This is a genomic window from Brevundimonas sp. 357 (assembly GCF_003938605.1).
GTDB lineage: Bacteria > Pseudomonadota > Alphaproteobacteria > Caulobacterales > Caulobacteraceae > Brevundimonas.
Genome location: NZ_RHWX01000001.1, coordinates 1 through 26,341 on the forward strand (window position 1 = coordinate 1; position 26,341 = coordinate 26,341).

Consider the following 26,341-nt stretch of genomic DNA (forward strand, 5'->3'; position numbering starts at 1 on the left):
TGATCGTGTCCAACACGACGCTGGAGCGGCCCGGGCGGCGGCGGCGGCGGGGGCGGCGGCGGCGGAGCCGCCGGCTCGGCGCCGAACGCATAGCGCAGGCCCAGCGTCACGGTGTGCGACTGGTCGTAGTCGCCCGACATCGAACCGAACGGCACAGCGCCCGCACCCGACACGGAAGTATCGAACTCAGCGTCGCCCGTCAGGTAACGATAGGTCAGGTCGACGTTGGCGCGGTCCGAGATGGACCAGGCCAGGCCAGCCAGCGCCTGAGCGGCGAATTTGTAGGAGCGATCATCCGCTTCGAAGTTCACAGCCGGCGTCTGGCGCAGGCGGCCGACGGTGTCGACGTTGACGCGGTTCACACCGACGCCCAGGCCGACGAACGGACGGATGGTCCATTCCGGCGAACCGAAGTCGTACAGCACGTTGGCCATCAGCGTCGTCGACGTGATGTCGCCTTCCGGCGAGTGGCACGGGCCGGTGGCCGGCGTCAGGTTGCACAGGCCTTGCGGGCCCGAGACGGCGCGCACCTTGCCGATGTCGCCCGAGCGGTAGCCGCCTTCGAGCTCGACGCGCCAGTTCGGGTTGAAGCGGTAGCCCAGACGAGCAAAAGCCGCCCAGCCGTCGTTCACTTCCCAGTTCCAGTTGTGGCCGTTCGTCGACGCTTCCGTATTGATGTCGTCGATGATGTGGTAACCGGCGTCGATCGCGCCGTACCAGCCGTCCGGCTCAGCCGAGGCAGCGCCTGCTGCAAACAGGCCCGCGGCGGCGACACTAGCCAGAAGTTTCAGCTTCATGGTGTCCTCACACTCATAGTTGATCCGATACCCGACACATTTTCACCGCGCCGGCGCTCGAAAGCCGAACGACGTTGCAGTGCAGCGGTTCCCTCGCCTAGCGTTGAATGTGGCGACTGTGGCGCCGTTTCAACATAAGGGTCAGTCGCCGTCGCAAGCCGGACAATAGGGCTTCACTGTAGCGGCGAGCATGAATGGGGAATGAACCGAACATGAGCATGCGCTTCGACGGACAGGTGGCGATCGTGACTGGCGCGGGCGGCGGACTGGGGCGCCAGCACGCCCTGGCCCTGGCGCGACGCGGGGCCAGGGTGGTGGTCAACGACCTAGGCGGCGCCCGTGACGGCAGCGGCGGCTCCGCCAGCGCCGCCGAGGCCGTGGTCGGGGAGATCCGGGCGTTTGGCGGCGAGGCCGTCGCCAACGACGCCTCCGTCACGGACGCGGCGGCGGTCCAGGCCATGGTCGCCGAAACCATGGCCGCCTGGGGCCGGATCGACATTCTGGTGAACAACGCCGGCATCCTGCGCGACAAGAGCTTCGCCAAGATGGAGCTGGAGGATTTTCGCCTCGTCGTGGACGTCCACCTGATGGGGGCGGTGAACTGCACCAAGGCTGTCTGGGACGTCATGCGTGCGCAGAATTACGGCCGGATCGTCATGACGACGTCGTCTTCCGGCCTTTTCGGCAATTTCGGCCAGTCGAATTACGGCGCGGCGAAAATGGCGCTGGTGGGGCTGATGCAGACCCTGTCGATCGAGGGCGCCAAGAACGAAATTCGCGTCAACTGCCTGGCCCCGACCGCACACACCCGCATGACCGAAGACCTGCAGGGACTGCCGCTGGAGGCCCTGGCGCCCGAACTGGTCACGCCAGGGCTGTTGCATCTAGTCAGTCGCGACGCCCCGACCCGCGTCATCCTGGCCGCCGGCGCCGGCGGGTTCGAGCGCGCCTATGTCACCCTGACCCAGGGCGACTTCATCATCGGCGAGGACGCCGCCGAACAGGTCGCCACCCGGTTCGACGCCATTTCGGACCGGACGGCCGAAATCGTACCGGAGATGGGCGCCGCCCAGGGCATGATCGAGTTGAACAAGGCCATGCGCGCCCATGAGGGCTGAAATGCCCTAGGACGGGCCTGCCATCGACAGCGGCGCGGCCATCAACGCTTTCACGTAACGGTCGCGCCAATGGGCGACGTCGGTGTCGCGCACCACCTGCATCAGCGCCTTCCACTTTCGGATACGCTCTTCCAGAGGCATGGTCAGAGCCTTGCGGATGGCGTCCGACAGTTCCTCGCGGCTGAACGGATTGACCAGCAGGGCCTCGCCCATCTGCTCGGCCGCCCCAGCGAAGCGCGACAGGATCAGCACGCCGGGATCCTCGGGATCCTGGGCCGCGACGTATTCCTTGGCCACCAGGTTCATGCCGTCGCGCAGCGGCGTCACCAGCCCCGCCCGAGCGGCGCGATAAATGCCCGCCAGCTGATCCCGTCGATAGGTGCGGTTCAGATAGCGGATCGGCTGCCAATCCATGTCGGCATAAGCGCCGTTGACGCGTCCGGCCAGAGCCTCCAGCCGCCCCCGCATGTCCTGGTAGGTGTCGACGTCATCGCGGGAGATCGGCGTCACCTGCAACAGGAAGACGTCGCCGCGCATGGCGGGATTGTCCTCCAGGAACTGCTCATAGCCGAGCAGCCTCTGCTCCAATCCCTTCGAGTAGTCGAGCCGATCCACGCCCACGATCATGGCGCGGAAGGCGGCCGAGGCCGACATGCGGTCATAGGTCTTCTGACCCAGCAAGGAATCGCGAGCCGCCAGAAAGCCGTCCACGTCAATGCCGATAGGAAAGACCCCGACCTGAACGCTGCGGCCGAAGGCGTGAACACGACCTTCCTCCCCGATCCGCCCCTTGGCTTCGACCTCTACATAGCGCTGGAACAATTCCATCCACTCGCGGGTCTGAAAGCCCAGCAGATCAAAATGGAACATCGATTCCACCAGCCGTCGGTGATGCGGCAGCGTCACCAGCAACTGCCGCGCCGGCCAGGGCGTGTGCAGGAAGAAGCCGATGCGGTTCTTCACCCCCAGGCGGCGCAGATCCCGCGCCATGGGGATCATGTGATAGTCGTGGATCCAGATGACGTCGTCGGGCTGGAGCAACGGCTGCAACACTTCGGCGAAGCGGCGGTTGGTGCGCTCATATCCTTCGCCATAGGACCGTTCATAGGCCGTCAGGTCGACGCGGTGATGGAACAGCGGCCACAGCGTCTTGTTGGCGTAGCCGTTGTAATATTCGTCGACGTCCTGCGGCTCCAGATCAACGGTGGCGACGGTGACGCCTGCGCGGTCCTCGATGTTCAGCTCGCCGGTGAAATGCTCGACCGTCTCGCCGGACCAGCCGAACCACAGGCCGTCGTATTTCCGCAGGGCCGCCGACAGCGCCATGGCCAAGCCGCCGGCCGACCCCGCCGCCGGATCCTTGGGCGCCGAAACGCGGTTGGAGACGACAATCAACCGGCTCATCGCGCGTCCGTCCACGACCGACTGAGCAGAACCGCGCAGTTGATGATGCCCACCAGCGAATAGGTCTGCGGGTAGTTGCCCCACAGTTCGCCGTCCTGGATCGAGATGTCCTCGCTGAGCAGGCCCGCATGGGTGCGGCGGCTGAGCATCTCCTCGAAGATCACCCGCGCCTCTTCGGTGCGGCTGTTCAGGTGCAGGGCCTCGATGTACCAGAAGGTGCAGAAGTTGAAGGCCGTCTCCGGCTCGCCGAAGTCATCGGGATGGATATAGCGGAACAGATAGGGGCCGCGCTTCAGGTCTCGCTCGACCGCCTCGAAGGTCTTCACCTGGCGCGGGTCGCGGGCGTCGAGGAAACCCAGGTCGGTCATCTGCAGCAGGGAGGCGTCCAACTCGGTCCCGCCGAAGCTGGCGGCGAAGCGGCCCTCGTCCGGCAGATAGGCCTCGGCCTCGATGCGCTCGCGGATAATGCGGGCGCGCTCGCGCCAGAACTCGCGCCGATCGTCCAGCCCCAGGTGATGCGCCGCCTTGGCCAGGCGGTCGCAGGCCGCCCAGCACATGACCGAGGAATAGGTGTGCACCCGCGCGATGGTGCGGAACTCCCACAGGCCGGCGTCGACCTGATCGTGCAGGGCGAAGGCGCGGTCGCCGACGGTCTCCAGGGCGCGGAAGTCCTCGATCGTGCCGGGCCGCAGCAGGCGCTGGTCGAAGAAGGCCTGAACCAGAGGCAGGACGATCTGACCGTAAACGTCGTGCTGAAGATGCTCGTGCGCCTGGTTGCCGACGCGCACCGGCTTCATGCCGCGATAGCCCTCGACCGTATCGACGACGCGCTCGACGATGGCGGGCTCCAGCCCTACGCCATAGACCGGCTGGACATGGCCGCCCGCCGCGTCATCGACCAGATTGCGCAGATAGCCGAGATAGCTCTCCAGAATGTCCACCGCGCCCAGCCGGTTCAGCGCCCGCACCGTATAATAGGCGTCGCGGATCCAGCAGTAGCGATAGTCCCAGTTGCGCCCGCTCTCAGGGAACTCGGGCACGGAGGTCGTCATGGCGGCGACGATGGCGCCCGTCTCTTCATAGACGCACAGCTTCAGGGTGATGGCGGCGCGGATCACCGCCTCCTGCCAGTCCAGCGGCAGATAGAGGGTGCGGGTCCAGTGCTTCCAGTGGACGATCGTCTGGTCCAGCGCCGCGTTGACGCCCGCCAGCACCGACTGGTCATAGCCTTCGTCCGGGCCGAGGAAGAAGGCCATCTCCTCTTCCAGCCGGAAGGTCCGTTCATCCAGCACATGGCTGACCGGGCAGTTGGTGGTCAGGCGCAGGGTCACGTCGCTGCACAGATAGCGGATATGGTTGGAGCCCGAGGTGCGCTCCGCCGCCCGCGCGCCCCAATCGGCCGACGGGCGCAGGCGCATGGTGACGCGCGGCGCCCCCGACAGGGGCCGCACCACGCGCCCGAAGGCGATCGGCCTATAGATGCGCGAGTGCTTGAGATGCCGTGGACAGAAATCCAGGATCTCAACCGCTGCTCCGTCTCCGGCCGTCAGCACGGTGCGCAGGACGGCGGTGTTGCGGACATAGGCCTGCTCGACCGCGACCAGCCCCTCAAGCTCCACCGCCCAGAAGCCGTGTTCCGGCGAGGCCCCGTCCATCAGGGCCGAAAAGACGGGATCGCCGTCGATGCGCGGAGCGCAGGCCCAGACGAACCGCCCCTGCCGATCGACCAGTGCGCTGACCGAACAATTGCCGATGGGAGCCAGATCCAGGTTGGGCGTCATGCGCGCGCCTCCTTCTCCTCTGCGGCCGCCGCGGCCAGAGCGCCGAGCCAGTCGAGCACCGTCTCCACGTTTTCGAGCCGATAACGGGCCGCCGTCGGCCGCTCAGGCCCGACCAGGACGCCGAAACCGCCCAAAGCTTCCGCCGCCCGGAAACCCGCCTCGTCGGTCAGGTCGTCGCCGACCATGACGGGCATGGCGCCGGCGAAGGGCGCCTCGGACATGAAGGCGGCGACGGCCGTGCCCTTGTCGGCGCCGGGCGTCTTGAGCTCCAGCACCATCGACCCCGGCTGAAGCGCCAGGCCGGTTTCGTCCGCCAGGGCGGTCGCCAGGGCCAGGGCCGCGTCGGCCTGGCTCGGCGCCTGACGGAAATGCAGCCCCGCCGACAGACCCTTGTCCTCGACCAGGACGCCGGGCCGCGCCTCGGCGAAGTCGTGGAAGGCGGCCAGCGCCGCCTTCACCGAAGGCGCAGGGTCGCGGGCGCTCAGCACGCCGTCTGCGCGGCGACGCTGCAAACCATGCACGCCCGAGGCTGCCCGCGCCGCCCCGTCGACGATACGGTCGATCTCGGCCAGGGTGCGGCCGCTGACCACCGCCACCCGACCGCCCAGGGCGTGGGTCAGCCGCGCGACGGTGCGGGTGCGGCGCGGCTCCGGCCCTACGGCGTCCGGCGTCGGCGCCAGCGGGGCGAGAACCCCATCCAGATCAAGGAAAAGCGCCGCTCCGTTCAGACGGATCGGCGGCGCAGGCAGTGCGGGGCGCGCAAACCCCTGTGCAAAAGACATGCGTTTCAAGTTGCTTTCTGTGCGTGGAACATATGGCAACGCATGACGACCATAATGGTTGTCGCTATTCATCGTTCATTCACCCGCTGCGACGCCATTGTGCCGAACTCTCGAATGAGGCATTTGCCACTGCGCTACGAAGAGCCGCAGAAGCGGCCCCGGCGCCTGGAGCCGTCATGACTGCTTTTTCCGTTCCTTCCTCTCCTGAACAACTCGCGGCCATGTCTGATCGAGCGCGCGAAGTCGTGCGTCTGAACATAGAAGCTCTGGAAGCGCTGGAACGTTCGCTGGATTCCTCGATCGCGCGGGCGGCGGACATCATCCTGTCGCGGCCCGGCTATGTCGTGGTGACGGGCATGGGCAAGTCGGGCCACATCGGCGGCAAGATCGCCGCCACCCTGGCCTCGACCGGAACCAACTCCTTCTTCGTCCACCCGGCCGAGATGAGTCACGGCGACCTGGGGATGCTGCGCCCCGACACCACCCTGTTGGCGTTGTCCAACTCGGGCGAAAGCCGCGAACTGCGCGACCCGCTGATCTTTTGCGCACGCAACGGCATTCCGGTGATCGGCGTCACCCAGCGTCCGCAGAGCTTCCTGGGCCGTCACTCCGCCGTCTGCCTGACCATGCCCAAGGTGGCCGAGGCCTGCCCCAACGGCCTGGCGCCCACGACCTCGACGCTGATGTCCCTGGCCATGGGCGACGCCTTGGCCATGGTGCTGATGGACCGACGCGGCTTCACCCGGGAAGATTTCGGCCTGCACCACCCCGGCGGCGCCCTGGGCATGAGCCTGCAGACCGTGCGCGAATGGATGGGCGACAACGCCGCCGCCCCGGCCAGCGTGCCGCTAGACGCCGGCTTCGGCGCCGTCGTCTCGGCGATCACGGAAGGCCGCAAGGGCGCGGTCGCCGTCCTGGCCGCCGACGGCGCCCTGGCCGGCATCATCACCGACGGCGACGTGCGCCGCGCCTTCGCCAACGACATCTCGGCCCTGCACGCCGAGAACATCATGAGCCGCAGCCCGATCACCGTCGATCCCGAGGCGCGCATGAGCGACGTCGTCGATCTGCTGACGGCCAACAAGATCAGCAATCTGTTCGTGCTCGAGGATCGTCGCCCGGTCGCCATCATCCACATCGCCGAGCTGATGCAGGCGGGCTACGTCTCCTGATGGTCGAGGATGTCCTCTTCGACGCCAGCCGGTTGCTCAGCCGGACCGAGCGTAGCGCCCCGACCGGCGTGGACCGGGTCTGTCTCGCCTATGCCGAATGGCTGATCGAGCACCCGACCTATCGGATGACGCCCGTACGGGCGCGCAAGGACCAACTGGCGCGGGTGGACAATGACTGGTTCCGCGAGCGGCTCGCTGAACTGCGGACGCGCTGGACGGGGCCCGGCGCCGTGACCGAACTCGGACCAGAAGCCCGCAAGCTGTTCGACGCCCTGCGTTCGCCGGACGACAGCGTCTCGATCATAGGGCGCGCGCCCGAAGAACAGGCCCCGCCCAAGACCAAGCCGAAGCGGATCTGGAAGCAGTATTTCAGGTCGCGTCGCATCGCCGCCCCCCCGTCGGCGCGCGCCTACATCAATGTCGGACATACGAGTCTGAACACGCCGGACATCCTCACCGCCCTGGCTGGTGGAGGCATTGAGCGGATCATCATGGTTCATGATCTGATCCCCGTGACCCACCCGGAGTTCTGCCGTCCCGGCGACGGGCTGAAACATGAGCGACGAATGACCAACGTGTTGCGTCACGCCTCGCGGATCATCGTCAATTCCCAGTACACGGCCGACGAGCTGAAAAGCTTCGCCGACCAGTCGAACATCGCCGCCCCGCCGATCGACGTCGCGCACCTGGGGCTGGAGCGCACCTTCGACAGCCGCACCACGATCGCCCCCGCCCGCCCCTACTTCCTGCACGTCGGCACGATCGAGGCGCGCAAGAACCTGGCCTTCCTGCTGACGGTCTGGCGACGGCTTCAGGAGACGATGGGCGCCGAGACGCCGCGACTGGTCCTGGTCGGTCGTTACGGCTGGGAAAACGAGGCCGTGCTGGATCACCTGCAACGCTCGCCCAATCTGCGCGGCCTCGTGCATCAGGCCGAAAACCTGCCCGACTGCGCCCTTTCGGCTCTGATGCGAGGCGCGCGGGCCATGGTCGCGCCGTCATCGGTCGAAGGCTTCGACCTGCCCGCCGTTGAGGCCAGCGCCATGGGCGTGCCCCTCATCGCCTCCGACATCGCCGCTCACCGCGAACTGGTGCCGCACGCCCGTCTCATCGATCCGCTGGACGGCCTGGGATGGCTGGCCGCGCTTGAGAACTGGACGCGCAACCCGCCCGTCGCGCCGCCCTATTCCGCGCCCAACTGGGACCAGCATTTCGATGTCGTCCAGAAACGGGTGCTGTCTGCCTCTGGCGGCGCGACCGCCTGAAGGGTAAGCATCTGATGAAATTGAACAGAGGCCCCATGACCAGAACCGCCGCCAGCCTGCTCATCGTCGCCCTTCTGGCCGGGTGCTCGACCCTGCCCCGCGACGGGCCGTCCGGCCGCAACGTGGTTCAAGGCTCGTCCACCCCGGAACGGACGGGCGACTACGCGCTGGTCGACCTGGACTTTGCGCTGAGCGAACGCCTGAAGGCCGCGCCCCCGCCGTCCTTCTCGACCCTGGCTCTGGCTTCCAGCGACGCGCCTACGGACGTGATCGGCGTCGGCGACACCCTCGCCGTCAGCATCTTCGAGCCTGGCGGCAGCCTGTTCGGCGGCGGCTCGTCACGCGACGGCGCCAGCAGCGGCAACCAGACCCTGCCGCCGCTGATGGTCAACCGCAACGGCGCCGTTCCCATCCCCTTCGCCGGCGAAGTGCCCGTACAAGGACTGACCCCGTCGCAGGCCTCGGCGGTCGTGCGCCGCGCCCTGACCGGCAAGGTCGCCAATCCGCAGGTGATCGTCACCATCGCCGGCAACGCCTCCAACGCCGTCACCGTGCTGGGCGACGTCCGCAACCCGGGTCGTCAGCCTCTGTCGGCCAACAGCGACCGCATTCTCGACGTCATCGCCGCCGCCGGCGGCCCGTCGCGCTCGCTTCACGACATCGACGTGCGTATCCAGCGTGACGGCAAGGTCTATACGGCTCCCATGTCGATCGTCACGACCGAGTTCAACGAGAATGTGCGCCTGCAACGCGGCGATCAGGTCAACCTGGTCTATAAGCCCCGCCGTTTCAGCTCCTTCGGCGCCTTCAACGCCGTGGCGCGCAGCGAACTTCCGCCCGGCCCGCTGACCCTGGCCGAGGCGCTCAGCGGCGTCGGCGGTCTGGATTCCAACATCGCCAACGCCCGTTCGGTGCTGATCTTTCGCTTCGAACGGCCGGAAGTGGCCCAGGCGCTGGGCATCCAGCAGCCCGTCACCTCGCGCGGCGTGCCGGTGGTCTATCGCCTGAACCTGAATGAGGGCGAAGGCTTCTTCATCGCCAGCAACTTCCAGATGCAATCAGACGACCTCATCTATACGCCGCGCGCAGGCGCGGCCGAGATGCGCAAATTCTTCGAAGTGGTCCAGAGCATCACCCGCGTCGTCTATGACGTCTCGGTCACCGGCAATCTGAGCCTAAACTAAAGGCGATGCTGAGCCGCTTCGGACGCCGTCGCGACGCCCCGGGCAGCGAGCAGGCTGTCGCGCTTCGTGACGCCGTGCCGGACGGCGTGGACAGCCTGCTTGGGGAAATCGCCGCCATAGAGGCGGCCGCGTGCGACGTCTATGACCGCCATAATCTGCCCGCCCAGTGGGGTCAGTATCGCCGACAAGGTGAGAACGGCGCCTGGGAGAAACTGGCCGATCAACTCAGCCCTGCCGAAAAATGGGCGATGATCCAGGCTGCGCCGTCCGAAGAAGGCTGGCGCTTTGCCTCGCTGGACGGCATAGGCGCCCTCTCTGCGATCCCAGAGGTGCGACACGCCTCCGCCGTTCTGGCGGCCTGTCGCGGCCTGCGTCAGAGATTAACCGACGCCGAACCCATAACGCCGCAGGATTTGGCCGACGCCATCCGCCTGGGCGCCGCCTGGCGTCGCCTGGACGCCGAGAGCGCCGCCTCTCCCCTGCTGTTCCAACCGCTCGCCAGCAGCCGCTAGGCGGACGCCAGTCCGGTCGCCGCGGCGAGCAGCTCGAGAGAGCGCACGCGGGCGGCCGGATCCCAGATCTGGCTGGTCAGCATCAGCTCGTCCGCCCCGGTCTGGGCGATGAAGGCGTCGAGGGCGGCCTTGGCCGTCGCGGGCGCGCCCACCGCCGAACAGGCCAGGGCGGCGTCGATCATGCCGCGCGCCGCGCCGTCCAATCGTTCGTAATAACCCTCGACCGGCGGCGGCAGCTTGCCGGGACGGCCGGTCCTCAGGTTGACGAAGGCCTGCTGGACCGAGGTGAACAGCAGGCGCGCCGCCTCATCCGTGTCGGCCACAAAGGCGTTGTAGCCCAGCATGACGTAGGGCTTCGCAAGATGCGGCGACGCACGGAAGGTCTGACGATAGATGTCGAGGGCCCGCATCATCTCGCCCGGCGCGAAATGGCTGGCGAAGGCGTAGGGCAGGCCCAGGTGCGCCGCCAGTTGGGCGCCGTAGGTCGAGGAGCCGAGGATCCAGACCGGCACGGCCTGCCCCTCGCCCGGATTGGCGATGATGCGCTGATCCGGCGTCGCAGGCGCGAACCACTGCATCAGCTCCATCACGTCCTGAGGGAAGGCGTCGTGATCGCCCTGAAGCGTGCGGCGCAGCGCCCGCGCCGTCGCCTGGTCCGATCCAGGCGCGCGGCCCAGGCCCAGGTCGATCCGGCCGGGGTGGAGCGCGTTCAGGGTGCCGAACTGCTCGGCGATGACCAGGGGGGCGTGGTTGGGCAGCATGACCCCGCCGGCGCCGACGCGGATGGTCTTCGTCGCCGCCGCCACCGCGCCGATGACGACCGAGGTCGCGGCGCTGGCGATGCCCGGCATGTTGTGGTGCTCGGCCAGCCAGTAGCGGCCGTAGCCCAGCCGCTCGGCATGGCGGGCCAGATCGATGGTGTTGGCGAGCGCCTGGCCCACGTCGGAGCCTTCCGGCACGGGGGCGAGGTCGAGAATGGACAGAGGGATCATCCGACCGATATGGGGCCGCTTTCCAGCGACGCCATACCGGCCGTGACGATCAATCGTCTATGGGCGGGCGCTTACTGACCGGCGGGGCAGTCGCCGATGCGCTCGGCGGTCATGGTAACCTTGGTCTGGGCCATCTGCGGCGTCGGCGCCGGGTCCATCTTGGTCGTGACCTCGGTGACGTAGCGGCTGTTGAAATCGCCGGTCACGCGGATGGTGGAATCCGCCTTCATATTGCCCGGCAGGGTGCAGGACGAGGCGGCGACCATGGCGTCGCCCTGACGCGCGAACGGCTGGGTCGTACAGTCGGCGCCCGGCTGCTGGGCGCTGGCCGGGGCCTCCAGCTTGGCTTCCTTGATGCAGATTTCCTGCGGCGGCACGGCGGCGCCGCCCGACATGCCTTCCATGGTCGTGGACACGCGCCACAGGCCCGGCTTGGGCGCATCGAGCGTCGCCGGCGCGGCGGCCGTCGAGGCGGTCTCAGCCCCGTCAGCGGCCGGGGTTTCGGCCTTGTTGCTGTTTCCGCAGGCCGACAGACCCAGCAGGCAGGCGACGGCGACGCCGCCGATAATCGCTGAACGCATGGAGCGCTCCCCTCTCGTTAAGAACCGAGGGGACAACGCCGTTCCGGCTTAACGGTTCACGCGGATGTGAGATTCAGTCGAGGACGACGCCCGTGGTGCGCATGATCTCGGCGCGCAGCTCGGGCAGGCCGAAGCCCTTTTCCGACGAGGTGACGGCGACGTGCGGATAGGCGGCCGGGCGCTTGGAGATGGCCTTCAGCGTCGCCGCCTGGACCTTCTCCGCCTCGCCCTTCTTCAGCTTATCGGCCTTAGTCAGGACGATCTGATAGGAGACGGCCGACAGGTCGAGGGCGTTCAGCGCCTCGTCATCCACCTTCTTCAGCCCGTGACGGGCGTCGATCAGCAGATAGACGCGCTTCAGCGTCACCCGACCGCGCAGATAGTCGCGGCCCAGATCCTGGAACTTCTTGACCGTGGTCTTGGACGCCTTGGCCCAGCCGTAACCGGGCAGGTCGACCAGACGCATCCGCCCGTCCAGGTCGAAGAAGTTGACCTCGCGCGTGCGGCCCGGCTCGTTCGAGGCCCTGGCTAGCTTGTGCATGCCGACCAGGCCGTTGATCAGGCTGGACTTGCCCACGTTGGAGCGCCCGGCGAAGGCGATCTCGGGCAGATCCGGGGTCGGCAGCTGCTCGATCTTGGCGCAGCCCAGGACGAAGCTGGCCTGGCGCGCGAACAGGACGCGCGCCGCCTCGACCTCGGCGTCCGAATACTCACCGACCTTGGGCTCGTCAGAAGCGTCCAATCGATCAGGCCTTCTTGAAGCGGGCGAGGAAGGTGTCGATCGGGTTTTCGGCCTTGAAGCGGTGCATGATCACATACTGCTGGATGATCGACAGCACGTTGTTCCACGCCCAATAGATCAGCAGGCCGGCCGCGAACGGGGCCATGATGAAGGTGAAGACGATCGGCATCAGGGCGAAGATCTGACGCTGCATCGGATCCTGCGCCGGCGGGTTCATCGCCATCTGCAGCCACATGGTGAAGCCATAGACCAGCGGCAGCACGCCCAGATGCAGCGGGCCGTTCAGAATGCCGCCCAGAAGCGGCAGGGTCGCCGGATCCCACGGAATGGCGCCGAACAGGTTCCACACCGTCGAAGGGTCGCGCGCCGACAGGTCGCGGATCCAGCCGAAGAAGGGCGCGTGACGCATTTCGATGGTCACGAACAGCACCTTGTACAGGGCGTAGAAGACCGGGATCTGCACCACCATCGGCAGACAGCCCGCCAGCGGATTGATCTTCTCCCGCTGATAGAGGGCCATCATTTCCTGCTGCTGCTTCTGCGGTTCGGAGCCGTGCTTCTTCTTGATCTCCTCCATCTTGGGCTGGAGGTTCCGCATCTTCGACAGGCTCTCGTACGACTTGTTGGCCAGCGGAAAGAGGATCAGCTTGACCACCACCGTCAGGGCCAGGATGGCCAGGCCGAAGTTGCCCAGGACGCCGTAGAAGAACTCCACCACGGTAAAGATCGGGCGCGTCAGGAACCAGAACATGCCCCAGTCGATGGCGTAGACGAAGCGCGGCAGGTTCAGCGACTGCTCATAGGCCTTCAGCACCTCGGCGCGCTTGGCGCCGGCGAACAGACGCTGGGTCTCCTCGATCTGGCGGCCCGGCTGGATGGTGTGGGTGGCGCCCAGCATGGCGGCTTCGTGGATGTTCATCCCGTTGGCGTCGCGCACCGAGAAGCGGCCCTCGATGGTCTCGTCCTGGGTGGGGATCAGGGCCGCCAGCCAGTATTTGTCGGTGATGCCCAGCCAGCCGCCGGTCGACTGGTTCTCGATGCGCGGCTTCTTGGCCCAGTCCTTGTACTTGACCTGTTCGGTCGAATAGCCGTCCTCGTCGCCGAAGGTGCCGATGGCGCCTTCGTGCAGGATCATCTGCTTGCCCAGGTCGACCGGAACGCCCTGGCGCTCGACGCGGCCGTAGGGGGCGATGGCGATGGCCTGGGTTCCCAGGTTGGCGACCGTGTCCTTGACCGTGAACATATACTGCTCGTCGATCGAGACGACGCGCGTGAAGCGCAGGCCCGAGCCGTTGTCCCAGGTCAGTTCGACCGGGGTGGTCGGCGTCAGGGTCGAACCCTTGGTCAGGCGCCAGACGGTGTTGGGGCCGGGCACGCCGCCGGCGACGTTCGGGCCGCTCCAGCCGAACTGGGCGAAATAGGCGTGCTCCATGCCCTGCGGGCGGAACAGCTCGACCGGCGGCGAATTCTTGTCCAGCGTTTCCTTGTAGTTCGTCAGGTACAGGTCGTCGATGCGCGCGCCCTGCAGCGACAGCGAACCCTTCAGGGTCGGGGTCTGGATCGGCACCCGCGCGACCGTGCCCAGAGCCTGGGCGCGGTCCTTGATGAAGACGCCCGGCGCGGCGCCCGACGGCGTCAGGCCGGCGTCGGCCGAGGCCTCGCGCGCCTTCTGCTGCTCGGCGGCGACGATCTGCGCCTGACGGCGGCTCTCGGCCTGCGGGCGCATCACCATGAAGTAGTAGACGCCCATGATCAGGGCCGCGCACACGAAGAAGATGATGGTGTTGCGCGAGTTCTCGTTCTGCATCGGGATCAGCGGTCCTGGTCGGCGGGGCGCGGGTCGGGGGCGGCGCGGTTCGATATCTGGGCGGGCGAAACGGCCCGGTCTCCCATATCGGGAGCCGCGCGCGGGGTTGCGAGCCTTGTAAGGGCCGATTTCACATCGTCAAGCAAGCGGTCCCAGTCGCGGTCCGCCGTGCCCATGCGGGCGATGAACACATAGTCGCATCCCGCCCGCCCGTGCAGGGGCGTCAGCAGCCGGGCGGCCTCGCGCAGACGCCGCTTGGCGCGGTTGCGCACGACGGCGCCGCCGATCTTGCGGGTGGCGGTGAATCCCAGGCGCACCGAAGGGTCGCCGTCGCCGCGATCCAGTTGCTGGACCACCACGGCGCCGCGGGCCTGAGAAACGCCTTTGGCGGCCGCCAGAAACTGGGGCCGCCTCAATAGGCGATCGATTTTCATCAGATCGGTCATGCGCCCCGCCCTGAAGGGTAATGGGCGCGTGACGTCAGGCCGTCAGGCGCTTACGGCCTTTGGCGCGGCGACGCGCGACAATCTTTTGACCGTTCTTGGTGGCCATCCGCGAACGGAAGCCGTGACGGCGCTTGCGCACGAGTCGCGACGGCTGATAGGTCCGCTTCACGGTCGGCTCCGGGTTACTGGGGTTGGCGACAGACACAAGCGTCAGCCGCGAGAGAGGCGGGCGTATAAGCGGCGGCAGGACGAGAGTCAACGCCGAAGCGGCTTTTCCACATCGCCGACAGGGGCGCACGGCGTCTGGAAATACGCTAAGGATGTCAGGAAGAAGAGGACGGAGCGCGGCTTGGACCGGGTCAAAAGATTTCTGCCCCTGGCCCTGCTGCTGGCCGCCGTCGCCCTGATCTTCGGCATGGGCTGGAATCGCTACCTGTCGCTGGACACCCTGCGCGAGCATGGAACGGCGCTGGAGGCCCTGACCGCCCAGCACTATCTGCTGATGCTGGGCGCCCTGATGCTGATCTTCGCCCTGCTGACGGCCAGCGTGGTGCCGGGCGTGGTCTTCATCACCGTGACGGCGGGCTATCTGTTCGGGCCGTGGGTCGGCGGCGTCGCCACAGCCTTCGCCGCCACCGTCGGCGCCCTGGCCGTCTATTATGTGGGGCGCACCGCCCTGGGCGATTCCCTGCGCCGCCGCGCCGCCGCCGATACGGGTCTGCTGAACAAGGTCTGCGCCGGAGTGGACAAGAACACCTTCTGGTATGTGCTGGTCGCGCGCCTGGTCGTCACCGTGCCCTTCCACATGATCAATGTGGCGGCGGGCGTGATGGCCGCGCCGCTGCGGCCCTATGTCGTCGCCACCTTCATCGGCCTGTTGCCCGCGCACACCATCTATTGCTGGATCGGCGATAGCCTGCACGACGTTCTGGTCACGGACCCGAATCCTGACATTCGGAGCCTGTTCGCGGAATTCTTCTGGCCTCTGATGGGGGTAGCCTTCCTGTCCATGCTGCTGCCCCTGCTGCTCAAGCTGGCCCAGAAGCTGCGCGCCCGCCCCCGCATGGAGGCGTCATGACGGAACGCGAGGCCCTTCCGACCGACGTGCAGACGCCCCTGTCCCCCGCGACGGCCGCCAGGCCGCCTGCGACGCGCCCCGCCCCGTGGAACGTCCTGCGCCAGCGGCTGCAACCCCGCGCGCCCGACGGCCTGTCCAGCCGCCTGCTGCTGCTGACCGTCGCCTTCACCCTGGCGGTCGCCGCCCTGATCATCGTGCCCAGCGCCGCCTCCTTCCAGGAGCGGTGGCTGATGGACCGGCTGCAGGCGGCTGAGCTGGCCTCGGTCGGGGTCGAGGCCCTGCCCTATTCCGCCGTCGAGGACTCCACCGCCGAACAGTTGCTGAGCATCGGCGGGGTGCAGTCGGTCGTCATCGGCGAACAGGGGGTGCGGCGCCTGCTGCTGCAAGCCCCCAACCTGCCGCGCGCGCCCGAACTGATCGACCTGCGCCAGCGCAACGTCGGGGCGCGGCTGCTGGACCCGTGGAAGACCCTGTTCGGCCACCCCGACCGTTCGCTGCGGGTGCAGGCGGCGCCGCGCTATCGCTCGGGCGATCTGGTCGAGATCCTGGCCCCGGCCCAGCCGCTGAAGAAGGAGCTGGAGGGCTTCCTGGTCAACAGCCTGATGATGTCGCTGCTGATCGCGGCGGTGGCGGGCGGCCTGCTCTACGCCTCCCTGTCGATGCTGGTGCTGCAGCCCCTGCGCCGCGTCACCCGCTCGATCGAGCGTTTCGCCGCCAATCCGGAAAGCCCGGCCGAAACGCCCTCGGACCGTCAGGACGAGATCGGCCGGGTCGAACGCGAACTGGCCCGCATGCAGGAGGAGGTGCGCCAGTCCCTGCGCTCGCGCGCCCGCCTGGCCGCGCTGGGCGAGGCGGTGGCCAAGATCAACCACGACCTGCGCAACATGCTGACCTCGGCCCAGATGGCGTCCGAGCGGCTGTCGACCTCGTCCGATCCTCTGGTGGCGACGGCCCTGCCCCGGCTGGAGCGGGCGCTGGACCGGGCCTCGACCCTGGCGCGCAACGTCCTGGCCTACGGCAAGACCGAGGAGCCGGCGCCCCAACTTCAGAAGATGCTGCTGGCCCGCGCGGTGGCCGCCGCCGCCGAGGACGCGGGGCTGGAGCCGGACGGCGTGCGGCTGGTGCGCGACCTGCCCGCCCGCTTCACCGTCAACGCCGACCCGGACCAGCTTCATCGCATCCTGGTCAATCTGATGCGCAACGCCCGCCAGGCCATCGAGGCCGCGCCGGAAAGCCACGCCGCAGGCAAGGGCAAGGGCTCGATCACGGTCAGCGCCGAGGCCCGCGACGGCATGGCCGCCATCGGCGTGCGCGACGACGGCCCCGGCATCCCGCCGCGTCTGGCCGATCGTCTGTTCGAGCCCTTCGTCAGCGGCGGCGGGGCCGACGGCACGGGCCTGGGCCTGACCATTTCGCGCGAGCTGGCGGCCAACCACGGCGGCGCCCTGACTCTGCTGGACACCGGACCGCAAGGCACGCGTTTCGAGCTTCTGCTGCCGCTGTAGGACGCCGCACGGCAGCCTTACGCCGCGCCAGACGTTGTTTCCTCTGAAAGCCGAAAGCGCCAAGCTTGCGGTCTTTCTCATCCTCCCCTGCAAGGAGAGCCCCATGACCCGCCCACTGTCCTCGCAAACCCGCCCCATCCGTCCTCTGGCGGCGCTGATGCTGACCACGACCCTGGCCGTCTCGCTGACGGTCGGCTCCGCCTACGCCCAGAGCCAGACCCGTCCGCAACCGGCGCCGAAAGATCCCGTGGCCGAAATGCTGCTGTCCAAGGGCGAGCGCTATCATCGCGCGCCGGATTCGGCTCAAGACCCCGACGAGTTGCGCCAGACCCAGGCCCTGAACGCCGAGATCGTGGCCCAGAACGACCTGGCCGAAAATGAAGACCGCGCCAATCAGTCCGCCCAGGCCGAAGCCCAGCGCCGCTGGCAGGCCGAGGTGGATCAGATCGAGGCCCAGGCGCGCGCCGATCGCGAACGTCACGAGGCGGACCTGCGCGCCGCCGACGAGGCCCAGGCCCGCTATGAGCGCGACATGGCCGACTGGCGCGCCACCGCCGCCGCCTGCGAGCGCGGCGACACGGCGCGCTGCAACGCAGGCCGCAAGACGCCGAACTGAGGCTTCAGACAAGCAAAGGACGCCGCCGACCTGCGTCGGGGCGCCCTTTGTTCATGTCGCTCGGCGACCGGATCAGGCCTCTGCGGATTCCGTGCGGCGTTTCATCATGTTGTCGAAGCTGTCCCAGACGCCGTCGGCGCCGTGCCAGGCGCCTTGCGTCGCGGCCTTGGAGTATTCGGTGGCGCGCGCCTCAAAGAAGTTGGCGTGTTCGACGCCCGACAGCAGGGCCTGCAGCCACGGCAGCGGGTTTTCCGTCACGCCATAGACTTCCGGCAGGTGCAGCTGGCGCAGGCGCCAGTCGGCGATGAAGCGGATGTAGGCCTTGATGTCGTTCGGCGTCATGCCGTTCACCGGGCCCATTTCGAAGGCCAGGTCGATGAACTTGTCCTCCATTTCGATCACCGTCTTGCAGCAGTCGACGATGTCGTCGGCCACGGCCTTGGTGACGGCGCCCGTCTCCTTGTTGAAGGCGTGGTACAGCTTGATGATGCCTTCGCAGTGCAGGCTCTCGTCGCGCACCGACCACGACACGATCTGACCCATGCCCTTCATCTTGGACTGGCGCGGGAAGTTCATCAGCATGGCGAAGCTGGCGAACAGCTGCAGCCCCTCCGAGAAGCCCCCGAACATGGCCAGGGTCCGGCAGATGTCGGCGTCGGTGTCGACCCCGAACTGGCCCATGTAGTCATGCTTGTCCTTCATGGCCTCGTATTCCATGAAGGCGCCGAACTCGCTCTCGGGCATGCCGATGGTTTCGAGCAGCAGGGCGTAGGCCGCGATATGGATGGTCTCCATATTGGCGAAGGCGGCCAGCATCATCTTCACCTCGGTCGGTTTGAACACCCGGCCGTAGCGCTCCATGTAGTTGTCCTGCACCTCGATGTCCGCCTGGGTGAAGAAGCGGAAGATCTGGGTCAGCAGGTTGCGCTCGCCGTCGTTTAGATTGGCGGCCCAGTCCTTGACGTCCTCGCCCATCGGGACTTCCTCGGGCATCCAGTGGACCTGCTGCTGCTTCTTCCACATGTCGAAGGCCCACGGATAGCGGAAGGGCTTGTAGGCGGCCGAGGGGGTCAGCAGGCCGGGCGTGCCGGGACGAATGATCGTGGCGGGAGCGTTCATCGAAGAAGACCTGGGGCGAATCCGGAGAAGGTGCGTTCACCATGCGTCCACCGACGCGCGGGGACAAGGGAAGATGCGCATATCTAGCGATCACTTTTCACCCGACCGCTAGATATGGTGTTTCCATGACAGGAAACTGGGGAGGAAGATGGGGATGGTTTTCACGCTTTACGGCGCAGCCGGTTCGGGCTCGACCCCGGTCGAGGCGACGCTGCGGCTGATTGGACTGGACTATCAGGTCATCGAGGCCGCGACCTGGGAGGGCGAGGCCGAGCGGGACAAGGTGGCGCAGGTCAATCCGATGCGCCAGGTGCCAGCCCTGGTCACGCCGGGCGGCGAGATCATCACCGAAAGCGCCGCCATCCTGATCTGGCTGGCCGATTCCCACCCGCAGGCGCAACTCTCGCCCGCCCTGGACGATCCACGCCGGGCGCAGTTCCTGCGCTGGATGAGCTTCATCCCCGCCGCCGTCTATTCGATGTTCTGGGTGCGCGACGAACCGTCCCGTCTCGGCGGCGACAATCCTCAGGCCCAGGTCGAGATCCAGCGACGCACCGTCGAGCGCATCGCCGACTGCTGGCGGATGATGGACGCCCAGATCACGCCCGGGCGCTTCCTGCTGGGCGAGGAGATGACGGTGCTGGACCTCTACGTCGCCGTCGCCAGTCGCTGGACGCCGCAGCGTCGCCGCTTCTACGCCGAGGCGCCGGGCATGGGCGAGGTCGTGCGCCGCATCGACGCCCTGCCCGCGCTTCAGCCGTTCTGGGCCGAGCGGTTTCCCTTCGACGACGGCTGGGAGGGCTAGGCCGCCAGACGCGCGTGCGCCGCGCGGAACGCCTGGTCCACGGCGGCGTAGAGCCGTTCATGGGTGATCGGCTTGGCCAGATGGCCGTCCATGCCCGCGCCGAGACAGCGCACGGCGTCCTCAGGCATGGCGTCGGCCGTCACCGCCAGCACCGCCGCCAGCGATGAAGCCGAACCGCCGCTGCGAATCATCTGCGTCGCCTCCAGCCCGTTCAGGCGCGGCATCCTCACGTCCATCAGGATCAGGTCGAACGCCTCGGCCGATGCCTGTTCGACGGCCTGTAGCCCATCCGCCGCATCGACCACCCGGCACCCGGCCGCCTCCATCATGATCCGCAACATCAGGCGGTTGGTCGGATGGTCGTCCACCACGAGAACGCGCGTGACCTGCCCGTCGGAGGACGCAGGCGCCGCCGCCTCCGCCGCACCGTCGCTCTCGCCCGCGCCCGCGCCCGCGCCCGCGTCCAGTCGCACGGCCAGAATGAATACCGAGCCCTGCTCCGACGTTTCGCCTAGAACCACGTCTCCACCCATGGCGCGGGCGTGGCGACGCGCGGCGGGCAGGCCCAGCCCCGCCCCCCCGTGCCGCCGGTTCAGGGAATCGTCGCCCAGTTGGAATAGGTCGAACAGCGCCGGCTCCAGGTCCGGTGCGATTCCCGGCCCCGTGTCCCGCACCGTCAGGGTCAGGCCTTCGGCGTCCAGTCGGGCCTCCAGCTCGATCCGGCCTCTCTCGGTGAACTTGACCGCATTGGACAGAAGATGCCTCAGGGCCGAGGCCAGCCGACGCGGATCGCCCATGCGCAAGGCCATGTCCGGCGCGTCTAGCTTCAGCTCGAACGCCACCCCCTTGGCGCGGGCGGCGACCGCCGCCGGGGCGCAAAGGTCGCGGATCAGGCCTGTCGCATCGAAGGGTTCGGCCCGCACCGCATCATCCCCGGCCGAGGCGTCCAGAACATCCTCGACCAGTCGCCGCATCTCCTCCCCCGCCTGACGAACCGCCTCGACGTAGGTCTGCGCCTCCTCCGTCAGGTCGTCGCGCTGAGACAACAGGTCGGCGTAGCCGCAGACGCCGTTCAGCGGGGTGCGCATCTCATGGCTCATAACCGCCAGGAACCGCGCCTTGGCGGCGGCGGCGGCCTCAGCCCGACGCCGTTGCTTCAAGGCCAGGGCGGTGCGCCGCGCCAGCCGCGCGACGCCGGCCCGACGCTCCGCCATCAGGGCGCTGAGCGGCAGGGAGGTCAGGACCAGCACCATCAGGAAGACATGGTACAGCGGCATCTGCCGCAGCCGCAGGGGCAGCTGGGCCAGGGCCGCGACCTCCGCCACCGGCGCGGCGGCGACGGGACCGTATCCCTCCAGCGTCAGAATGCAGCTGATCCCGACGGACACCAGGATCGTCGCGGCCATCCACGGCGGCGACAGACGATAGGCCGCCAGCATCAGCGGCGGAAAGATGAGAAACAGCAGCGAACTCGGCTGGCTGAAAACCCAGAAGACCATCGCCGCCGTCAGCCCGGTCATGCCCAGCGCGAGCCAGGGGGCGGTCGCCTCGTCGCGGAACCTTCGGGCCCGCGCCAGGAACAACAGATTGGGCGTGACGATCAGCAAGCCCAGCGCCTCCATCATGAACAGGTGCGTCCAGATGAAAGCCGTCAGTTCCGGCGCATAGTCGCGCAGCCACGCCGCCAGGAGGCAGGAGAGGGTAGTGGTCAGGAACACCGCCGGCGCGACGGCGCCCAGGGCGAAACACAGGAAGCGGCGCGGGCGCCGCAGATCCAGCGCCGCGCCGCACAGTCGACGCGCCAGCACGCCCGCGATCAAGACCTGACCCAGATTCAGCAGGGGGTTCAGCCACACGAAGGGCTGGGAATCCCCTCTCAACACCGCGCTGACCAGGTTCAATCCGAGGCAGACCAGCAGGGTCGCCGTCGCCTTGCGTCGAGGAAGCAGCAGATAGGCCGCCAGAAGCACGCCGTTGGCGGGCCAGACGATCACGGCGCTGTAGGTCGCCGCGCTCCATTGGCCGATCAGCAGGCACAGGACGAACAGGACGACATAGGCCGCCGCCGGAGGGCCGGCCTCGCGGCCGGCCGCATGACGAAACATCCGCCAGCGTGCCTGCATTGCTGTCTTCACCCTCCCCGGTTGGTCGCCAGCTTCTCCCGGAAGAAGTTAAGGAAATCTCCCCCGAAGCGCGTCAGAGCAGCCCCATCGCCCTCGCCTCGCGCTCCAGCCCCTCACGGAACTCGGGCGCGGCCAGATCGATCAGGGCGCGAGCGCGGGCGTCGTCGGTCAGCCCCTTCAGATTGGCCGCTCCATGCTCGGTGACGACATAGTGAATGTCGTTGCGCGGGGTCGTCACCGGACCGTCCAGCCGCGCCACGATGCGCGAGGCCGCCCCCTTCGCCGCGGTCGAGTGGCAGGCGATGATCGACTTGCCGCCCTCGGACGCCGCCGCGCCGCGCACGAAATCCAGTTGGCCGCCCGACGCCGTATATTGCCGCCCGTTCAGATGTTCCGAGCAGCAGGCGCCGAACAGGTCGATCTGCAAGGTGGCGTTGACCGAGATCATCCTGGCGTTGCGGGCGATGACGGCGGGGTCGTTCACATAGTCGACGGGGCGGGCTTCAAAGGCCGGGTTCTCGTGCAGGAACTCATAGGTCGAGCGGTTCCCCATCGAAAAGGTGAAGACCGTCTTGCCCGGATGCAGGGTCTTGCGCGCATTGGTGACGACGCCCGCCTGCATCAGTTCGACCAGACCGGGCGTCAGCATCTCGGTGTGGATGCCTAGGTCGCGATGGTCATGAAGGGCCGCGCACACCGCGTCCGGCAAGGCGCCGATGCCCATCTGCAGGGTCGCGCCGTCCTCGACCATCTCGGCGATCAGGGCGCCGATGGCCAGATCCTGCGGCTGCTGCGGCGCCTTGCCCGCCTCCAGCAGGGGCGCCGCATGCTCGACCAGGGCCGCGACCTGAGAAACATGGACGCGGCAGTCGCCGAACACGCGCGGCATGTGCGGATTGACCTCGAGGATCACCCGCTGCGCCGTCTTCGACACGGCCAGGGCGTAGTCGGTGTTGGTCCCCAGGCTGAAATAGCCCTCGGCGTCCATCGGCGAGACGGTCGCCAGCAAGGTGTCGACACCGATCTCGCGCGTCAGCACGCGCGGCGTCTGCTGAAAGCCGGTCGGCACGAACCAGACGGCGCGGCGGCCCTCTTCGATCCCGCGCGCCTCCAGCTTCCGCTCGATGGCGCCGTGGAACAGGCTGTACGGACGGATGCGGTCGGTCAGTTCGTAGCGCATCACCGTCTCGCCCGCGATGGCGGTGGACAGCAGATAGTAGAGGTCGACGTCCCCCACCTGCCGCGCCTCGGCCCGGTCGGCCAGGGCCTTCAGCAGGGCGGGCGGCTGGCCGACGCCCAGGGCCATGGCGACCTTGGCGCCTGACGGGATCAGGGCCGCCGCCGCTGCGGGCGTCGTCAGGCGTTCGGCGTAGAGGGCGGCGAAATCGGTCACGGGGAAACTCCTGAAGCGTCGTCCTGAAGGGGCGTCCGTCGCTGCGCGGCGACGGCTTCTGGGACCACTATCCGACAGCCGCGCCCGGTCGCGGCGCTAGACCTTGGTCTAACCTAGGGCGCGTCCTGCAAGGGCGCGTCGTGCAGGCGCTGGCGGCGTTCGGCGGCGTAGGCGACCAGCCACAGGGCCATCGACCAGGCGGCGCCCACGCTCCAGCCCGCGAACACGTCAGACGCCCAGTGCGCGCCCAGGTAGATTCGCGTCAGCCCGATCAGAAGGGCGATCACCACCGCGCAGCCCAGGACGTAGGCCTTCAGCCGCTTGCGCGGAAAGGCGCGCGTCAGCATGACGCCCAGCGTCAGGTAGAAGACGGTCGACAGCAGGGCGTGGCCCGAGGGGAAGCTGGCGTTCAGCGTGTCCACCGCCTGATAGATCTCGGGCGGCCGTTCGCGCTCGAACAGGGCCTTCAGGCCTTCGCTCAGGGCCACCCCGCCCGCCAGGCCGACGACCAGCATCAGCGCCGACAGCCGCTTGCCCATGATGAGCAGAAAGCCGATGGCGATGACGGCGAACAGGGTCAGCACCGATATGCCGCCGAGCGAGGTCAGATCCGCCGCCGCCTCGTGCAGCCACCACGGCCCCCAGGGCCGCCCCGGATCATCGGCGAAGGGCCGCACCGCCGCCAGAACCGCATGGTCGAAGGCCTGTCCGTCAGCCTCGCGCATGTCGTCGGCCACCTCGATGAAGGTCAGCACCCCCAGGGCGACCACCAGCATGGCCGCCACGGCGGCGATCTCCGTGCGGGCGACGCGCAGGGCGCGGGTCAGGAAGGCGGTGGGATGCGGGGCCATGGGGCGCTAACGGCCAAGCTAGTGTCTCGTTCCCGCCGATTTTCCGAGCCCGCCGGGGCGTCATCGCCGCCATTTCTACATCACAGCGGGATCGCAACGCCCGCCCCGTACCGACCCGCCGCCATGCAAGCGAAAAATCACACTTCGGAGACGATAAATTGGTTGGCGCCCCCGCCGCCTTAACACTAGATTTAGATAGTCGAGGTGTTATCCACACAACATCTGGCGTTATCCACATAGGCACTGGGGACTGACGATGGCAGGCGGCGAAGCGTTGCAGACGACGGAATTCTCTACGGTTTCCTCGGCTCCGTCCGAGACCAAGCCGGAGCTGACGGTGGTCGGCGGTCTGAAACTGGACCGCACGCGCGACGCCCTGCTGACCGAGTTCGGCAAGAAGACGCTGGAAGACCGTTACCTGCTGGCGGGCGAAAGCTATCAGGACATGTTCGCCCGCGTCGCCACGGCCTACGCCGACGACGCCGACCACGCCCAGCGCGTCTATGACTATATGTCGAAGCTGTGGTTCATGCCGGCGACGCCGGTGCTGTCGAACGGCGGCGCGGATCGCGGCCTGCCGATCTCCTGCTTCCTGAACTCGGTCAACGACAGCCTGGACGGCATCCAGAACGTCTGGAACGAGAACGTCTCCCTGGCCTCGAACGGCGGCGGCATCGGCACCTATTGGGGCGGCGTCCGCTCCATCGGCGAGAAGGTCAAGGGCGCGGGCCAGACCTCGGGCATCATCCCCTTCATCCGCGTGATGGATTCGCTGACCCTGGCGATTTCGCAGGGCTCGCTGCGTCGCGGCTCGGCCGCCGTCTACCTGGACATCCACCACCCGGAAATCGAGGAGTTCCTCGAAATCCGCAAGCCGTCGGGCGACTTCAACCGCCGCTCGCTGAACCTGCACCACGGCATCAACATCACCGACGCCTTCATGGAGGCGGTCCGCGACGGCAAGCCGTTCGACCTGATCTCGCCCAAGAACGGCGAGGTCCGCAAAACCGTCGACGCCCGCAACCTGTGGACCAAGATCCTGGAAATCCGGATGCAGACGGGCGAGCCCTATCTGATCTTCTCGGACACGGTGAACCGGCAGATGCCGCAGCACCAGAAGGATCTGGGCCTGTCGGTCAAGCAGTCCAACCTGTGCTCTGAAATCATGCTGCACACGGGCCTGGACCATAAGGGCGTCGAGCGCACCGCCGTCTGCTGCCTGTCGTCGGTCAACGCCGAGACCTTCCTGGAGTGGCGCGAAGAGCCCCGCTTCATCGAGGACATCATGCGCTTCCTCGACAATGTGCTCGAGGACTTCATCACCCGCGCCCCGTCGTCGATGGCCGCCGCCGTCTATTCGGCCCAGCGCGAGCGTTCGGTGGGCCTGGGCCTGATGGGCTTCCACTCCTTCCTGCAGTCGCAGGGCGTGGCCTTTGAATCGGCCATGGCCAAGAGCTGGAACATGCGCCTGTTCAAGCACCTGCGCCGCGAGGCCGACAAGGCCAGCCGCACCCTGGCCGAGGAAAAGGGCCCCTGCCCCGACGCCGCCGATCGCGGCGTGATGGAGCGGTTCAGCCACAAGCTGGCCATCGCCCCGACCGCCTCGATCTCGATCATCTGCGGCGGCGCGTCGGCGGGCATCGAGCCGATCCCGGCCAACATCTACACCCACAAGACCCTGTCGGGCTCCTTCGCGGTCAAGAACCCCTATCTGCAGGATCTGCTGGGCGAAAAAGGCATCGACACCGAGGCCGTCTGGTCTTCGATCCTCGAGAACGAAGGCTCGGTCCAGCACCTGGACGCCCTCAGCGACGACGAGAAGGCCATCTACAAGACCGCCTTCGAGCTGGATCAGCGCTGGGTCATCGAACTGGCCGCCGACCGCACCGGCGACATCTGCCAGGCGCAGTCGCTGAACCTGTTCATCCCCGGCGACGTCAACAAGTGGGATCTGCACATGCTGCACTGGTCGGCGTGGGAGCGGGGCCTGAAATCCCTCTACTACCTGCGCTCCAAGTCGGTGCAGCGCGCCGCCTTCGCCGGCGCCGAGGACAAGAAGGAAGAAGAGATCGATCCGAACCAGCCGGACCTCTTCTCCATCGCCCGCACCGACTACGACGAGTGCCTGGCCTGCCAGTAAGGCAAGCCCTCACACTCAACGCCATCGCCTTTGAGCCGCCCGGGGAACCCTCTCCGGGCGGTTTCGTTCGTCATAAAGGAATATGGCGTAAAAGAGTCCGTTGCGGTTCCCCGGCGTTCGTGCACAGT

At 67.5% G+C, this 26,341-nt stretch carries 24 protein-coding genes; 10 read left to right on the forward strand and 14 right to left on the reverse strand.

What is annotated here, in order from left to right:
* The coding region (locus EGK63_RS00005) for an outer membrane protein (RefSeq protein WP_133411902.1) at positions 1-797 on the reverse strand (797 nt) is incomplete at its 3' end.
* A gap of 212 nt (positions 798-1,009) precedes the next feature.
* Between EGK63_RS00005 and EGK63_RS00010 the strand changes: the two genes are divergently transcribed.
* On the forward strand, positions 1,010-1,915 hold the full coding sequence (locus EGK63_RS00010; protein WP_125899333.1) for an SDR family NAD(P)-dependent oxidoreductase: 906 nt from the start codon (positions 1,010-1,012) through the stop codon (positions 1,913-1,915).
* A gap of 6 nt (positions 1,916-1,921) precedes the next feature.
* On the opposite strand, the gene EGK63_RS00015 is transcribed toward EGK63_RS00010, so the two are convergent.
* The 3 genes from EGK63_RS00015 to otsB are packed head-to-tail and all read right to left on the reverse strand — an operon-like array spanning position 1,922 to position 5,882.
* A complete protein-coding gene (locus EGK63_RS00015) occupies positions 1,922-3,319 on the reverse strand; it encodes a trehalose-6-phosphate synthase (RefSeq protein ID WP_125899334.1) in 1,398 nt (465 codons plus the stop codon).
* On the reverse strand, positions 3,316-5,100 hold the full coding sequence (locus EGK63_RS00020) for a glycoside hydrolase family 15 protein (RefSeq protein WP_125899335.1): 1,785 nt from the start codon (positions 5,098-5,100) through the stop codon (positions 3,316-3,318). Before EGK63_RS00020 ends, EGK63_RS00015 begins: the two co-directional genes overlap by 4 nt.
* Positions 5,097-5,882, reverse strand: coding sequence for a trehalose-phosphatase (otsB, locus tag EGK63_RS00025; protein ID WP_125899336.1), 786 nt, complete (start codon positions 5,880-5,882; stop codon positions 5,097-5,099). Before otsB ends, EGK63_RS00020 begins: the two co-directional genes overlap by 4 nt.
* 221 nt (positions 5,883-6,103) lie before the next feature.
* Between otsB and EGK63_RS00030 the strand changes: the two genes are divergently transcribed.
* From EGK63_RS00030 to EGK63_RS00045, 4 genes are read left to right on the forward strand one after another with little or no spacing between them, the layout of a single operon-like run.
* Complete coding sequence (locus tag EGK63_RS00030; RefSeq protein WP_243637506.1) at positions 6,104-7,054, forward strand: SIS domain-containing protein; 951 nt, start codon at positions 6,104-6,106, stop codon at positions 7,052-7,054.
* Positions 7,054-8,319: a glycosyltransferase family 1 protein gene (locus EGK63_RS00035; RefSeq protein WP_125899338.1), complete on the forward strand. Its 1,266-nt coding sequence runs from the start codon at positions 7,054-7,056 to the stop codon at positions 8,317-8,319. The genes EGK63_RS00030 and EGK63_RS00035 overlap by 1 nt, the downstream gene beginning before the upstream one ends.
* Positions 8,320-8,354: 35 nt before the next feature.
* Positions 8,355-9,503 (forward strand): polysaccharide biosynthesis/export family protein, encoded by a 1,149-nt coding sequence (locus EGK63_RS00040; RefSeq protein ID WP_125899339.1) that lies wholly within the window; start codon positions 8,355-8,357, stop codon positions 9,501-9,503.
* A gap of 5 nt (positions 9,504-9,508) precedes the next feature.
* Positions 9,509-10,015, forward strand: coding sequence for a hypothetical protein (locus EGK63_RS00045; protein WP_125899340.1), 507 nt, complete (start codon positions 9,509-9,511; stop codon positions 10,013-10,015).
* Here the strand turns inward: EGK63_RS00045 and EGK63_RS00050 are convergent.
* The 6 genes from EGK63_RS00050 to rpmH form a co-directional block, all read right to left on the reverse strand.
* Positions 10,012-11,007, reverse strand: coding sequence for an LLM class flavin-dependent oxidoreductase (locus tag EGK63_RS00050; RefSeq protein ID WP_125899341.1), 996 nt, complete (start codon positions 11,005-11,007; stop codon positions 10,012-10,014). The two genes, EGK63_RS00045 and EGK63_RS00050, sit on opposite strands and share 4 nt — an antisense overlap.
* A gap of 71 nt (positions 11,008-11,078) precedes the next feature.
* A complete protein-coding gene (locus EGK63_RS00055) occupies positions 11,079-11,588 on the reverse strand; it encodes a DUF3617 family protein (protein ID WP_125899342.1) in 510 nt (169 codons plus the stop codon).
* Positions 11,589-11,661: 73 nt separating this feature from the next.
* Entirely contained in the window at positions 11,662-12,330 is a 669-nt protein-coding gene (gene yihA / locus EGK63_RS00060) for a ribosome biogenesis GTP-binding protein YihA/YsxC (protein ID WP_125899343.1), read from the reverse strand.
* A 4-nt stretch (positions 12,331-12,334) separates the two neighbouring features.
* Positions 12,335-14,137: a membrane protein insertase YidC gene (gene yidC / locus EGK63_RS00065; RefSeq protein ID WP_125899344.1), complete on the reverse strand. Its 1,803-nt coding sequence runs from the start codon at positions 14,135-14,137 to the stop codon at positions 12,335-12,337.
* 5 nt (positions 14,138-14,142) lie between these two features.
* Entirely contained in the window at positions 14,143-14,583 is a 441-nt protein-coding gene (rnpA, locus tag EGK63_RS00070; protein WP_125899345.1) for a ribonuclease P protein component, read from the reverse strand.
* Positions 14,584-14,617: 34 nt separating this feature from the next.
* Positions 14,618-14,752: a 50S ribosomal protein L34 gene (gene rpmH / locus EGK63_RS00075; RefSeq protein ID WP_003164000.1), complete on the reverse strand. Its 135-nt coding sequence runs from the start codon at positions 14,750-14,752 to the stop codon at positions 14,618-14,620.
* Between the two features lie 180 nt (positions 14,753-14,932).
* On the opposite strand from rpmH, the gene EGK63_RS00080 reads away from it, so the two are divergent.
* From EGK63_RS00080 to EGK63_RS00090, 3 genes are all read left to right on the forward strand, one after another.
* Entirely contained in the window at positions 14,933-15,661 is a 729-nt protein-coding gene (locus EGK63_RS00080; RefSeq protein ID WP_125899346.1) for a TVP38/TMEM64 family protein, read from the forward strand.
* Positions 15,658-17,166, forward strand: coding sequence for a sensor histidine kinase (locus EGK63_RS00085; protein ID WP_125899347.1), 1,509 nt, complete (start codon positions 15,658-15,660; stop codon positions 17,164-17,166). Before EGK63_RS00080 ends, EGK63_RS00085 begins: the two co-directional genes overlap by 4 nt.
* Positions 17,167-17,269: 103 nt before the next feature.
* Complete coding sequence (locus tag EGK63_RS00090) at positions 17,270-17,782, forward strand: cell wall hydrolase (protein WP_243637507.1); 513 nt, start codon at positions 17,270-17,272, stop codon at positions 17,780-17,782.
* Between the two features lie 72 nt (positions 17,783-17,854).
* On the opposite strand, the gene EGK63_RS00095 is transcribed toward EGK63_RS00090, so the two are convergent.
* The gene (locus EGK63_RS00095) at positions 17,855-18,901 is read right to left on the reverse strand and encodes a ribonucleotide-diphosphate reductase subunit beta (protein ID WP_125899348.1); all 1,047 of its coding nucleotides are present in this window, start codon (positions 18,899-18,901) and stop codon (positions 17,855-17,857) included.
* A gap of 148 nt (positions 18,902-19,049) precedes the next feature.
* Here EGK63_RS00095 and EGK63_RS00100 point away from each other — a divergent pair, with 148 nt between their 5' ends.
* Positions 19,050-19,706 carry a glutathione S-transferase family protein gene (locus tag EGK63_RS00100; protein WP_125899349.1) on the forward strand — a complete coding sequence of 219 codons (657 nt, stop codon included), beginning with the start codon at positions 19,050-19,052 and terminating at the stop codon, positions 19,704-19,706.
* Here EGK63_RS00100 and EGK63_RS00105 read toward each other — a convergent pair.
* The 3 genes from EGK63_RS00105 to EGK63_RS00115 all read right to left on the reverse strand — a co-directional run bounded on the left by EGK63_RS00105 (position 19,703) and on the right by EGK63_RS00115 (position 24,073).
* Positions 19,703-21,829, reverse strand: coding sequence for a response regulator (locus EGK63_RS00105; protein ID WP_125899350.1), 2,127 nt, complete (start codon positions 21,827-21,829; stop codon positions 19,703-19,705). The genes EGK63_RS00100 and EGK63_RS00105 overlap by 4 nt on opposite strands.
* Before the next feature lie 73 nt (positions 21,830-21,902).
* The gene (locus EGK63_RS00110; protein ID WP_125899351.1) at positions 21,903-23,222 is read right to left on the reverse strand and encodes an acetyl-CoA hydrolase/transferase family protein; all 1,320 of its coding nucleotides are present in this window, start codon (positions 23,220-23,222) and stop codon (positions 21,903-21,905) included.
* Between the two features lie 113 nt (positions 23,223-23,335).
* Positions 23,336-24,073, reverse strand: a complete 738-nt coding sequence (locus EGK63_RS00115) for a phosphatase PAP2 family protein (protein WP_125899352.1) — start codon at positions 24,071-24,073, stop codon at positions 23,336-23,338.
* A 256-nt stretch (positions 24,074-24,329) separates the two neighbouring features.
* Here EGK63_RS00115 and EGK63_RS00120 point away from each other — a divergent pair, with 256 nt between their 5' ends.
* Complete coding sequence (locus tag EGK63_RS00120) at positions 24,330-26,213, forward strand: ribonucleoside-diphosphate reductase subunit alpha (RefSeq protein ID WP_125899353.1); 1,884 nt, start codon at positions 24,330-24,332, stop codon at positions 26,211-26,213.
* The last annotated feature ends 128 nt before the right edge of the window (positions 26,214-26,341 follow it).